The organism is Staphylococcus carnosus, assembly GCF_900458435.1.
GTDB classification, from domain to species: Bacteria; Bacillota; Bacilli; order Staphylococcales; family Staphylococcaceae; genus Staphylococcus; species Staphylococcus carnosus.
Genome location: NZ_UHCT01000001.1, coordinates 2,356,985 through 2,369,810, shown reverse-complemented (window position 1 = coordinate 2,369,810; position 12,826 = coordinate 2,356,985). Strand labels below are relative to the sequence as shown.

Genomic DNA, 12,826 nt, shown 5'->3' with positions numbered 1-12,826 from the left:
ACAACGTGTTTAAAAGAATGAGAGACGATATAAAAATGGTATTTGAACAAGACCCTGCTGCGAGAACATCATTTGAAGTTGCAACAACATATGCAGGTCTACATGCAGTTTGGAGTCACTTGGTGGCACATAAATTATATAATAAGCAACATTACGTAGCTGCACGAATTATTTCACAAGTATCACGTTTTTTTACAGGTATTGAAATTCATCCAGGGGCTAAAATTGGAAAGAGATTGTTTATTGACCATGGTATGGGTGTGGTTATCGGGGAGACTTGTACAATAGGCGATAACGTTACCATTTATCAAGGCGTGACACTAGGCGGTACTGGTAAAGAAAAAGGTAAACGCCATCCTGATATCGGAGACAACGTACTCATTGCAGCAGGTTCTAAAATTTTAGGTAACATCAAAGTAGATTCTAATGTTAATATCGGAGCAAACTCTGTCGTATTGCAAAATGTACCAAGTTATACAACGGTTGTTGGTATTCCAGGTCATATTGTAAAACAACATGGTAAACGAATCGGTAAAAACTTTGATCACCTCAATCTGCCAGATCCAATTTACGAACAAATGAAACAGTTAGAAAAGCAACTAGAGCAAGTTAAGAATGGAGAGATTCAAGATGATTACATTATATAATACACTGACACGACAAAAAGAACCTTTCGAACCATTAGAACCAGGCAAGGTTAAAATGTATGTTTGCGGACCGACTGTCTACAACTATATTCATATCGGTAATGCACGTCCTGCTATTAACTATGATGTGGTGCGCCGTTATTTCGAATATAAAGGTTATGATGTCAACTATGTTTCTAACTTTACAGATGTAGATGACAAATTAATCAAACGTTCAAAAGAGTTGAATGAAAGTGTACCTGAAATTGCAGATCGCTATATCCAAGCTTTCTATGAAGATACAGGTGCTTTAAATGTTAAAAAAGCAACTTCAAATCCACGTGTTATGAACCATATGGATGACATTATCGAATTCATTAAAGATTTAGTGGATAAAGGATACGCTTATGAAAGTGGCGGCGATGTTTATTTCCGTACACGTAAATTTGAAGGTTACGGTAAATTAAGTCACCAATCTATTGATGATTTAAAAGTCGGAGCGCGTATTGAATCTGGTGAACAAAAAGAAGATGCATTAGATTTCACATTATGGAAAAAAGCAAAACCGGGCGAAATCAGCTGGGATAGCCCATTTGGCAAAGGCCGTCCGGGCTGGCATATCGAATGCTCTGTAATGGCTTATAATGAACTTGGTGAAACAATTGATATTCATGCAGGCGGCAGTGATTTGCAATTCCCGCATCATGAAAATGAAATTGCACAATCAGAAGCACATAACCATGCACCGTTTGCAAACTATTGGATGCATAATGGATTCATTAATATCGACAATGAAAAAATGAGTAAATCATTAGGGAACTTTGTATTGGTACACGATATTATTAAAGAAGTAGATCCAGATGTATTACGTTTCTTCATGATCAGCGTACATTACCGCAGCCCAATCAACTACAATATGGAATTAGTAGAATCTGCGAAAAGCGGTTTAGAACGTATCCGTAATAGTTATCAAGCAATTGAAGAACGCGAAGCGATTGCAACTGACATTGAAGATCAATCTGAATATATTGAGCAAATCGATCAATTACTTGCACAATTTGAAAAGGTAATGGACGACGATTTCAATACAGCTAACGCGATTACTACTTGGTATGATTTGGCTAAATTAGCAAATAAATATGTACTAGAAAACACAACTTCTAAAAAAGTAATCGAACGCTTTAAAGAGGTCTTCCAAATTTTCAGTGATGTTTTAGGTATACCATTGAAAGGCAAACAACAAGATGAATTGTTGGATGAAGATATTGAAGCATTGATTGAAGAACGTAATGAAGCTAGAAAAAATAAAGATTTCGCACGTGCTGATGAAATTCGTGATCAATTAAAAGCGCAAAATATTATTCTTGAAGACACAGCACAAGGCGTGAGATTTAAACGTGGATAATACTAATCAGGTAAAACTGCTGAACCCATTATCATTAGCATATATGGGTGATGCGGTTTTAGATCAATTTGTCCGAAAGCATATTATTTTAAAATTACGTGCCAAACCGAATCGATTGCATCAGCAAGCAAAACGCTATGTTTCAGCTAAAAGCCAAGCGGCTACTTTAGACCAATTGAACGATGAAGACTGGTTTACAGAAGAAGAACAAGAAATTGTGCGACGCGGGCGTAATGCGAAAAGTCATACTAAAGCTAAAAATACAGATGTACAAACTTACCGTAAGAGTTCTGGATTAGAAGCGGTTTTAGGCTTTTTATATTTAGAAAACAGGGAAGACAGACTGCAAGCACTATTAGAAGCAATTGTTGCTGCAGTAGAAGAAAGGGAGTGATGGATGTGGAAGATTCAGTAATTGTCGGACGTCATGCTGTTAAAGAAGCAATCACAACAGGACATCCTATTAATAAAATTTTGATTCAAGACGGTGTGAAAAAGCAACAACTTGAAGAAATTTTAAAACATGCAAAAAATCAAAAAATCGTTGTACAAACTGTCCCAAAATCAAAATTAGACCATTTAGCTGAAGCACCCCACCAAGGTGTGGCAGCACTCGTAGCACCATATGAATATGCTGATTTAGATAAACTTCTTGCTCAATTGAAAGATAAAGATGGATTACCGACTCTAGTGATATTGGATGGATTAGAAGATCCGCATAACTTAGGTTCTATCTTACGTACTGCAGATGCTGCAGGAGTAGATGGTGTGATTATTCCTAAAAGACGTTCAGTTGCCTTAACACAAACGGTTGCCAAAGCTTCCGCAGGTGCTATCCAGCATGTGCCGGTTGTACGTGTTACAAACTTATCACAGACGATGGATCAACTGAAAGATGAAGGCTACTGGATAGCTGGAACGGCTGCAGATAATGCTACGGATTATCGACAAATGGCAGCAGACATGCCACTTGCTATTGTAATTGGCAATGAAGGCCACGGTATGAGCCGACTTGTCAAAGAAAAGTGTGATTTTTATATTAAAATTCCAATGGTGGGACATATTAACAGCTTAAACGCATCAGTAGCTGCCAGCTTGATGATGTATGAGATTTATCGCAAACGCCATCCGGCAGGTGAATAAATCATGAAAGACCGATATTTGATTATTGATGGTTATAATATGATAGGCCAAAGCGACTATCTTACACATTTGGCTAAGGATAGTTTAGAAGAAGCCAGAGAGAAATTATTGCTGTCGATTGGAAATTATAATGCCGCAGTAGCTGATGAAATCATTTGTGTGTTCGATGCTTATGAACAAGAAGGTAATGAAAGTGTAAGTTACTATCATGGCATCAAAACGGTGTTTACTAAAGAAAATGAAACAGCCGATAGTTATATAGAACGGCTCGTTTATGATTTATACGATAAGCACACTACGCATATTGCTGTTGTGACAAGCGACTTAAGTGAACAACATGCAATTTTTGGGACAGGTGCTTATCGTATTCCCTCTAGAGAAATGTGGCAAAATATAAAGTTGAATGAAGCTCATGTGAATACATCTATGAAAACCTTTGATAATAATAAGCCGCGAACTCGTATTCAACTTTCAGATGATGTGCTGACAGAATTTGAAAAAATACGTCGCGGAGACCATGAAAAATAAAATTATGCAATTTGATTAATGAAGTAAATGTCAGGTATGATAATCTCACTTTTTTGGAAGGGAGCGACCTCATGCCTCAGCAACAGGATGACATTTCTTCAAAAATCACTCTGTTAATTTCACGTGCACAAGCAGATGATGCAGATGCCATTAATCAACTGCTTATCTTATTACAACCATTAATTCGCCAGCGTATTCAAAATCGCAGCATTGCAGTTTCAGATTGCGATGACTTACTTCAAGATATCTTCCTCAGAATCTGCAGAAGTATAGATAGATATAAACTTTCAGCAAGGATACCCTTTGATCATTTTCTAAACCGATTAATTAAGACCTCAAAATATGATTATTATCGAAAGCAAACAAGATTAGACAAACAACGGCAATGTCTGATAGAAGAAGCTGTAAGTCAATATCATGTTTCTGTTTCAGAACGCAGTATTGAGGAAAAATTGATAATGGAAGAAAAATGTAAGGATATAATGACTTACTGCAAGAAATTAAGCAAATTAGAGCAAGAAGTAGTACAATATACATTGGATGACTATTCCCCAAAGGAAATAGCAAACAAGATAGGTATCAATGAAAAAGCAGTGTATAATGCGTTGCATCGTTGTAAGAAAAAATTGCTTAGACAGTTTGAACACTATAGATGAGAATGCTACTTATTCTACATTTAGGAACAACTTACAATTGACTAGTCGTTTGACATGATGAGGGTTTCTTATGTATAGTAAGTGAGTATTTAATATAGGTAAGGTGAAGGTATTATGAAAAAAGTCCCGCTTAATTGCGAAGTATGCGGAAATAGAAATTATACCGTACCAAAGAATAGCAACCTTGCAGAAAGATTAGTATTGAAGAAGTATTGCAAAACATGCAATGCACATACGATACACAAGGAATCGAAGTAATTGCCTTGCGCCCACGGATGAATTTAATGACTAATTGGAGGTACGACAATGGCTGAAGATAAGAAAAAAGCACCTAAAGATAGTTTCTTTAAAGGCGTTATATCTGAGATGGAGAAGACAAGTTGGCCAACTAAAGAAGAAATATTAAAATATACAACTATTGTAATTGTGACAGTAGTATTCTTCCTGATCTTCTTCTATGCCTTAGATTTGGGAATCGGTAAATTGATAGAATTAATTAGTTAATATGAGGAGTGACAACATACATGTCTGAGGAAGTTGGAGCAAAGCGTTGGTATGCCGTGCATACTTACTCTGGCTATGAAAATAAAGTTAAAAAGAATTTAGAAAAACGTGTTGAATCTATGAATATGACAGAACAAATTTTTAGAGTTGTCATACCAGAAGAAGAAGAAACACAAGTAAAAGATGGTAAAGCGAAGAAATTAACGAAAAAAACATTCCCTGGATACGTTTTAGTAGAGTTAGTCATGACAGACGAATCTTGGTATGTCGTTAGAAATACACCAGGTGTAACTGGATTTGTAGGTTCAGCTGGCGCTGGTTCTAAACCGAACCCGCTGCTTCCTGATGAAGTTCGCTTTATTTTGAAACAAATGGGAATGAAAGAAAAAACAATCGATGTAGAAGTTGAAGTCGGTGAACAAGTACGTATTAAATCAGGACCATTTGCCAACCAAGTCGGCGAAGTGCAAGAAATTGAAGCAGACAAATTCAAGTTGACTGTACTAGTAGATATGTTCGGAAGAGAAACTCCAGTTGAAGTGGAATTTGATCAAATCGAAAAACTATAATGTTTTGCTTTTAGTCAACATACACTAAAAAAGCAAAATAGTATTGATTTTACATTTTTTAAATGATATAATACTGTGGTCGTGCTCGTAAAGGGTAGGCCATTTCGTCACGAAATGTTTTATGAGTGGGAGGGCAAAAATGAGCCCTGTGACCACATCACGATATCAAGGAGGTGCACATCGTGGCTAAAAAAGTAGAAAAAGTAGTTAAATTACAAATTCCTGCAGGTAAAGCGAACCCAGCACCACCAGTTGGTCCAGCATTAGGTCAAGCAGGTGTGAATATCATGGGATTCTGTAAAGAGTTCAATGCAAGAACACAAGAACAAGCAGGTTTAATTATTCCGGTAGAAATCAGTGTATATGAAGACCGTTCATTTACATTCATTACTAAAACTCCACCGGCTCCAGTACTACTTAAAAAAGCAGCTGGCGTTGAAAAAGGTTCTGGTGAACCTAACAAAAACAAAGTTGCTACAGTAACTAAAGATCAAGTACGTGAAATCGCTCAAACAAAAATGCCTGACTTAAATGCGGCTGATGAAGAAGCGGCTATGCGTATTATCGAAGGTACTGCTCGTAGTATGGGTATCACTGTAGAATAATAACGTAGTAAAGAGAGCTTTTCAAAATTGCATCTCTTAAACGAACACAAATAACAATTTGAAACTTGAAACAAAATGGCAGATGACTAAAAGTTAATCCAATATTTATATTGCGAACAGCTGCAAATGTCATCTGCTCTTAACTTGCGATAGCAAGTAATGTGGGAGGACATTCCGCTAAAACCACTAAAGGAGGAAATAATAAATGGCTAAAAAAGGTAAAAAGTATCTAGATGCTGCTAGCAAAGTTGACCGTAACGAACACTATAGTGTTGAAGACGCAATCAGCTTAGCTAAAGAAACAAGTGTTGCAAACTTTGATGCAACTGTTGAAGTAGCATTCCGTTTAGTTATCGATACTCGTAAAAACGACCAGCAAATCCGTGGTGCAGTAGTATTACCGCACGGAACTGGTAAAACTCAACGTGTATTAGTATTCGCAAAAGGTGATAAAGCTTCTGAAGCAGAAGCAGCAGGCGCTGATTACGTAGGTGAATCAGAATACGCTACTAAAATCCAACAAGGCTGGTTCGACTTTGATGTAGTTGTTGCTACACCAGATATGATGGGCGAAGTTGGTAAATTAGGTCGTGTATTGGGACCTAAAGGTTTAATGCCTAACCCTAAAACAGGTACAGTAACTATGGATGTTAAAAAAGCAGTTGAAGAAATCAAAGCAGGTAAAGTTGAATACCGTGCTGAAAAAGCTGGTATCATCCACGCTTCAATTGGTAAAGTATCATTCAGCACTGAAGATTTAGTTGAAAACTTCAACACTCTTCAAGATGTTATTGCTAAAGCTAAACCAGCTTCTGCAAAAGGTACTTACTTCAAATCTGTTGCAGTTACAACTACAATGGGTCCTGGTGTTAAAGTAGATACTTCTAACTTCAAACTATAATAAATAACTGAAATTAATGAACTAGAGAAAATGACAAGTAATAATGTGCCAAACGAATTGATTTGAATCTGAACTTACTTGAAAAATATTTTCTCTAGTTTTTTTAAAACATATTGACATATCACATCCAAACCGTTATATTGGTTAATATGATTATTTTACCTAAGACAGTAGGAGTTAAGAAATAACTTAAAAATTATATCCTACCGAGGCTAAAATTGACTTGAACGTGGTTTGTAAAAAACTTTCAAGCACTTTTTGCCGTGGGGTGAAAGTGCTTTTTTTATTGGATTCAACCAAATGAAAAGCACCGAACAAAATTAATATGGAGGTGTCTAAATGTCTGGAATTATTGAAGCAAAAAAACAATTAGTTGAACAAATTGCTGATCAACTTAAAAATTCTGTTTCAACAGTAATCGTGAATTACCGTGGTTTAACAGTAGCTGAAGTAACTGAATTACGTAAACAATTACGTGAAGCTGGTGTTGAGTATAAAGTATACAAAAACACTATGATGCGTCGTGCTGCAGAACAAGCAGGCCTTGAAGGTCTTGACGAATTCTTAACAGGTCCAACAGCTGTTGCAACATCTACTGAAGATGTAGTTGCTCCTGCAAAAGTTATCGCTGGATTTGCTAAAGAACACGAAGCATTAGAAATTAAAACAGGCGTAATGGACGGTAGCATTATCTCAGCAGAAGAAGTTAAAACTGTTGGTTCTTTACCATCACACGACGGTCTTGTATCTATGTTACTTTCTGTATTACAAGCTCCTGTACGCAACTTCGCTTATGCAGTTAAAGCAGTCGGAGAATCTAAAGAAGAAAGTGCTGAATAATCAGCATCGTAAATATTTATAAAACGGAGGAATATTAAAAATGGCTAATCAAGAACAAATCATTGAAGCAATTAAAGAAATGTCAGTATTAGAATTAAATGACTTAGTAAAAGCAATTGAAGAAGAATTTGGTGTAACTGCAGCAGCTCCAGTAGCAGCAGCAGGTGCAGCAGGTGGCGGCGAAGCTGCTGAAAAAACTGAATTTGATGTTGAATTAACTTCAGCTGGATCATCTAAAATCAAAGTTGTTAAAGCTGTTAAAGATGCAACTGGTTTAGGATTGAAAGATGCTAAAGAATTAGTAGACAACGCTCCTAAAGTAATCAAAGAAGCTTTACCTAAAGAAGAAGCTGAAAAACTTAAAGAACAATTAGAAGAAGTTGGCGCTTCAGTAGAATTGAAATAATTCTAATTTCTAATTGAATTGAATGAAAAGAGAACGAGGCTAATAACCATTGTTAATATCGTGAAAATCTCGATTTTCACAGCCTGAATTCTTTGAGAAATGAAAACCCCGTTATTGAGTTAACGGGGTTTTTCTAATGTAAGAGAGTTGAGGTAACACTTTCACCTTATTGCCTTTTCATAGATTTATGAACTATAAATGTGTATTCTAAAGATGGACAGAAATGCATCTGTAGAGTGTTAAATAAATGAGGTGTAAGCATGAGTCATTATTATGATGAAGATCCAGAAGTTGCGAGTCAGAGAGAAGATTTTAAATATCGTTATCAACAGAACGAATTAAAACTTGCCACTGATTCGGGAGTGTTTTCAAAAGGGAAAATTGATTATGGGTCTGATTTGTTATTAAGAACATTTCTGAAAGAACATCCGCCTGGTCCAAGTAAGACGATTATTGATGTTGGTTGCGGATATGGACCGATTGGTTTAATGATCGCAAAAGTTTCTCCGCATCATAAAGTAATACTTTTAGATGTAAATCATCGGGCTTTAGATTTAGCCAAAGAAAATAGTGAGAAAAACCATATTGATAATGCGGTGATTCAAGAAAGTGATGGATTAGCTGAAATTCCAGATGATTCCGCGGATATGATTGTGACTAATCCCCCTATAAGAGCAGGGAAGTCGGTTGTCCACGGAATATTAGAAGATGCATATTCGAAATTGAAAAAAGATGGCGAACTATATGTAGTGATTCAAAAGAAACAAGGAATGCCATCAGCAAAGAAAAAAATGGAAGCAGTTTTCGGGAATGTAGAAACCCTAGCAAAAGATAAAGGGTATTATATTTTAAAAAGCAAGCATTAACCATTGACATTCATTTTTATTTCTGTTATAGTTATAGAATGTAAAAATTTATGTTCAATAAGTGTGTACTTTTACGTATAAAATAACAAAGTAAATCATTAATAACGCAGAATAGAAAATGGTGTCATCAGGTGTGCTGCCGTTTTCTTTTTGTCTTGTTGGATTTTGAATTATTTGTACGGTAAAAGACATTCGAACAATTTTTGAGGGGTGAATCTGTTTGGCAGGTAAATTTGTCCAATATGGAAGACATCGTAAACGTAGAAATTACGCGAGAATTTCTGAGGTTTTAGAATTACCAAACCTTATTGAAATTCAAACGAAATCGTATGACTGGTTCTTAAAAGAAGGATTACTTGAAATGTTCAGAGATATTTCTCCGATTGAAGATTTCACAGGAAACCTATCTTTAGAATTTGTTGATTACAGATTAGGTGAACCGAAATATGATTTAGAAGAATCTAAGAACCGTGACGCAACTTATGCTGCACCTCTTCGTGTCAAAGTGCGTCTTATTAACAAAGAAACAGGAGAAGTGAAAGACCAAGAAGTATTTATGGGTGATTTCCCATTAATGACTGATACTGGTACTTTCGTAATTAATGGTGCTGAACGTGTAATCGTTTCACAATTAGTTCGTTCTCCATCCGTATATTTCAATGAAAAAATAGATAAAAACGGCCGTGAAAACTATGATGCGACTGTAATTCCTAACCGTGGTGCTTGGTTAGAATTCGAAACTGATGCAAAAGACATCGTTTATGTGCGTATTGATAGAACTAGAAAATTGCCGTTGACTGTATTACTTCGTGCTCTTGGTTATTCAACTGATCAATCAATTATAGATTTATTAGGTGATAATGAGTACTTGCGTAATACGCTTGAAAAAGATAGTACTGAAAATACTGAACAAGCATTATTAGAAATTTATGAACGTTTACGCCCTGGCGAACCACCTACAGTAGAAAACGCAAAAAGCTTGCTCTACTCTCGTTTCTTCGATCCAAAACGTTATGATTTAGCGAGCGTTGGTCGTTATAAAATGAATAAAAAACTTCATTTGAAACATCGTTTATTCAACCAAAAATTGGCTGAACCGATTGTTAATAGTGATACTGGTGAAATCGTTGCTGAAGAAGGTACTGTATTAGATCGTCGTAAATTAGACGAAATTATGGATGTATTAGAATCTAATGCAAACATTGAAGTAGATGAATTAGATGACAGCATTGTAAATGAACCAGTAGAAATCCAATCTATTAAAGTTTATGTACCTAATGATGAAGAAGGCAGAACAACAACTGTTATCGGTAATGCTTTCCCTGACTCTGAAGTTAAATGCATTACTCCAGCAGATATTGTTGCTTCTATGTCATATTTCTTCAACTTGTTACATGGTATCGGACAAACTGATGATATTGACCATTTAGGTAACCGTCGTTTACGTTCAGTAGGCGAATTACTTCAAAACCAATTCAGAATTGGTTTGTCAAGAATGGAACGTGTTGTACGTGAAAGAATGTCAATTCAAGATACTGACTCTATCACACCGCAACAACTTATCAATATCCGTCCGGTTATTGCTTCAATTAAAGAGTTCTTCGGAAGCTCTCAATTGTCTCAATTCATGGACCAAGCAAACCCATTAGCTGAGTTGACACATAAACGTCGTTTATCTGCATTAGGACCTGGTGGTTTAACTCGTGAACGTGCTCAAATGGAAGTACGTGACGTTCACTATTCTCACTATGGCCGTATGTGTCCAATCGAAACTCCTGAGGGTCCAAACATTGGTTTGATCAACTCATTATCAAGTTATGCACGTGTTAACGAGTTCGGTTTTATTGAAACACCATACCGTAAAGTTGACCTTGAAACTAATACTGTAACTGATCAAATCGACTATCTAACAGCTGACGAAGAAGACAGCTATGTTGTAGCCCAAGCGAACTCTCGTTTAGATGATGAAGGTCACTTCATCAGCGAAGAAGTTGTTTGTCGTTTCCGTGGTAACAACACAATGATGGACAGAGACAAAATGGACTACATGGACGTATCACCAAAACAAGTAGTATCAGCTGCGACAGCTTGTATCCCATTCTTAGAAAACGATGACTCTAACCGTGCATTAATGGGTGCGAACATGCAACGTCAAGCGGTACCATTGATGAATCCAGAATCTCCATTTGTTGGAACAGGTATGGAACATGCAACTGCTCGCGACTCAGGTGCTGCAGTTATTAATAAACATTTCGGTCGTGTAGAACACGTTGAATCAAACGAAATTAAAGTTCGTCGTATTATTGAAGAAGATGGACAACAATATGATGGTGAATTAGATACGTACAGATTAGCTAAATTTAAACGTTCTAACTCAGGTACTTGTTATAACCAACGTCCTATCGTAAAAGATGGCGACATTGTAAGCCAAGGTGAAATCTTAGCAGATGGTCCTTCTATGGAACTTGGTGAAATGGCATTAGGCCGTAACGTAGTTGTAGGATTTATGACTTGGGACGGTTATAACTATGAAGATGCTGTAATCATGAGCGAACGTCTCGTAAAAGATGACGTTTATACTTCAATTCATATCGAAGAATATGAATCTGAAGCACGTGATACTAAACTTGGACCTGAAGAAATCACTCGTGATATTCCTAACGTTGCGGAAAGTGCACTTAAAAACTTAGACGAACGCGGAATTGTATACGTTGGTGCTGAAGTTAAAGATGGCGATATCTTAGTTGGTAAAGTAACACCTAAAGGTGTAACTGAATTAACAGCTGAAGAAAGATTATTACATGCTATCTTTGGTGAAAAAGCACGTGAAGTTCGTGATACTTCATTACGTGTACCTCATGGTGCAGGCGGAATCGTACTAGATGTTAAAGTATTCAACCGTGAAGACGGCGATGATTCATTATCTCCTGGTGTAAACCAATTAGTACGTGTTTATATCGTTCAAAAACGTAAAATCCACGTTGGGGATAAAATGTGTGGTCGTCATGGTAACAAAGGGGTTATCTCTAAGATTGTTCCTGAAGAAGATATGCCTTATTTACCAGACGGAACACCAATTGATATCATGTTGAACCCACTTGGTGTACCATCACGTATGAACATCGGACAAGTACTTGAATTACATTTAGGTATGGCTGCTAAAAACTTAGGTATCCATGTTGCTTCACCAGTATTTGATGGTGCTAACGATGACGATGTATGGTCTACAATTGAAGAAGCTGGTATGGCAAGAGATGGTAAAACTGTATTATATGATGGACGTACAGGTGAACCATTTGATAACCGTATTTCAGTCGGTGTAATGTACATGTTGAAACTTGCGCACATGGTTGACGATAAATTACATGCGCGTTCAACTGGTCCTTACTCACTTGTTACACAACAACCATTGGGTGGTAAAGCTCAATTTGGTGGACAACGTTTCGGTGAGATGGAGGTATGGGCACTTGAAGCATATGGTGCTGCGTACACATTACAAGAAATCTTAACTTATAAATCCGATGATACTGTAGGTCGTGTTAAAACATACGAAGCGATCGTTAAAGGTGAAAACATCTCTAAACCAAGTGTTCCTGAATCATTCCGAGTATTGATGAAAGAATTACAAAGTTTAGGTCTTGATGTTAAAGTCATGGATGAAGATGATAAAGAAATCGAAATGGCAGACGTTGATGAAGATGATGTAAATGAACACAAAGTCAACATCCAACAATCTTCAATTCCTGAATCACAAAAGGAAACTACTGACTAATTCAT

At 36.6% G+C, this 12,826-nt stretch carries 15 protein-coding genes and 1 other annotated feature; all 15 genes read left to right on the top strand.

Annotated features, from left to right (window positions below):
* The first annotated feature begins 17 nt into the window (after positions 1–17).
* The 15 genes from cysE (at position 18) to rpoB (ending at position 12,821) form a co-directional block, all read left to right on the top strand.
* Positions 18–647: a serine O-acetyltransferase gene (gene cysE / locus DYE31_RS11585; protein ID WP_174221515.1), complete on the top strand. Its 630-nt coding sequence runs from the start codon at positions 18–20 to the stop codon at positions 645–647.
* Positions 631–2,031, top strand: a complete 1,401-nt coding sequence (gene cysS / locus DYE31_RS11580) for a cysteine--tRNA ligase (protein ID WP_012664214.1) — start codon at positions 631–633, stop codon at positions 2,029–2,031. Before cysE ends, cysS begins: the two co-directional genes overlap by 17 nt.
* Positions 2,024–2,425: a Mini-ribonuclease 3 gene (locus DYE31_RS11575; RefSeq protein WP_012664215.1), complete on the top strand. Its 402-nt coding sequence runs from the start codon at positions 2,024–2,026 to the stop codon at positions 2,423–2,425. The genes cysS and DYE31_RS11575 overlap by 8 nt, the downstream gene beginning before the upstream one ends.
* 5 nt (positions 2,426–2,430) lie before the next feature.
* Positions 2,431–3,174 carry a 23S rRNA (guanosine(2251)-2'-O)-methyltransferase RlmB gene (rlmB, locus tag DYE31_RS11570; RefSeq protein ID WP_041613069.1) on the top strand — a complete coding sequence of 248 codons (744 nt, stop codon included), beginning with the start codon at positions 2,431–2,433 and terminating at the stop codon, positions 3,172–3,174.
* A 3-nt stretch (positions 3,175–3,177) separates the two neighbouring features.
* Entirely contained in the window at positions 3,178–3,702 is a 525-nt protein-coding gene (locus DYE31_RS11565) for an NYN domain-containing protein (protein ID WP_012664217.1), read from the top strand.
* Between the two features lie 71 nt (positions 3,703–3,773).
* Positions 3,774–4,358 (top strand): RNA polymerase sigma factor, encoded by a 585-nt coding sequence (locus DYE31_RS11560; protein WP_012664218.1) that lies wholly within the window; start codon positions 3,774–3,776, stop codon positions 4,356–4,358.
* Positions 4,359–4,472: 114 nt separating this feature from the next.
* The gene (gene rpmG / locus DYE31_RS11555) at positions 4,473–4,616 is read left to right on the top strand and encodes a 50S ribosomal protein L33 (protein WP_081427452.1); all 144 of its coding nucleotides are present in this window, start codon (positions 4,473–4,475) and stop codon (positions 4,614–4,616) included.
* Between the two features lie 48 nt (positions 4,617–4,664).
* Positions 4,665–4,862, top strand: a complete 198-nt coding sequence (gene secE / locus DYE31_RS11550) for a preprotein translocase subunit SecE (RefSeq protein ID WP_012664219.1) — start codon at positions 4,665–4,667, stop codon at positions 4,860–4,862.
* A gap of 20 nt (positions 4,863–4,882) precedes the next feature.
* Positions 4,883–5,431, top strand: coding sequence for a transcription termination/antitermination protein NusG (gene nusG, locus DYE31_RS11545; protein WP_012664220.1), 549 nt, complete (start codon positions 4,883–4,885; stop codon positions 5,429–5,431).
* A gap of 182 nt (positions 5,432–5,613) precedes the next feature.
* Positions 5,614–6,036 (top strand): 50S ribosomal protein L11, encoded by a 423-nt coding sequence (gene rplK, locus DYE31_RS11540; RefSeq protein WP_012664221.1) that lies wholly within the window; start codon positions 5,614–5,616, stop codon positions 6,034–6,036.
* Between the two features lie 205 nt (positions 6,037–6,241).
* The gene (gene rplA, locus DYE31_RS11535; protein WP_012664222.1) at positions 6,242–6,937 is read left to right on the top strand and encodes a 50S ribosomal protein L1; all 696 of its coding nucleotides are present in this window, start codon (positions 6,242–6,244) and stop codon (positions 6,935–6,937) included.
* 143 nt (positions 6,938–7,080) lie between these two features.
* Positions 7,081–7,230 (top strand) — a sequence feature (ribosomal protein L10 leader region).
* A 46-nt stretch (positions 7,231–7,276) separates the two neighbouring features.
* Positions 7,277–7,777, top strand: a complete 501-nt coding sequence (gene rplJ / locus DYE31_RS11525; protein WP_012664223.1) for a 50S ribosomal protein L10 — start codon at positions 7,277–7,279, stop codon at positions 7,775–7,777.
* A gap of 40 nt (positions 7,778–7,817) precedes the next feature.
* Positions 7,818–8,183 carry a 50S ribosomal protein L7/L12 gene (rplL, locus tag DYE31_RS11520; protein WP_012664224.1) on the top strand — a complete coding sequence of 122 codons (366 nt, stop codon included), beginning with the start codon at positions 7,818–7,820 and terminating at the stop codon, positions 8,181–8,183.
* A gap of 260 nt (positions 8,184–8,443) precedes the next feature.
* Complete coding sequence (locus DYE31_RS11515) at positions 8,444–9,049, top strand: class I SAM-dependent methyltransferase (protein ID WP_012664225.1); 606 nt, start codon at positions 8,444–8,446, stop codon at positions 9,047–9,049.
* 220 nt (positions 9,050–9,269) lie between these two features.
* Positions 9,270–12,821, top strand: a complete 3,552-nt coding sequence (gene rpoB, locus DYE31_RS11510) for a DNA-directed RNA polymerase subunit beta (RefSeq protein ID WP_012664227.1) — start codon at positions 9,270–9,272, stop codon at positions 12,819–12,821.
* Positions 12,822–12,826: the final 5 nt, after the last annotated feature.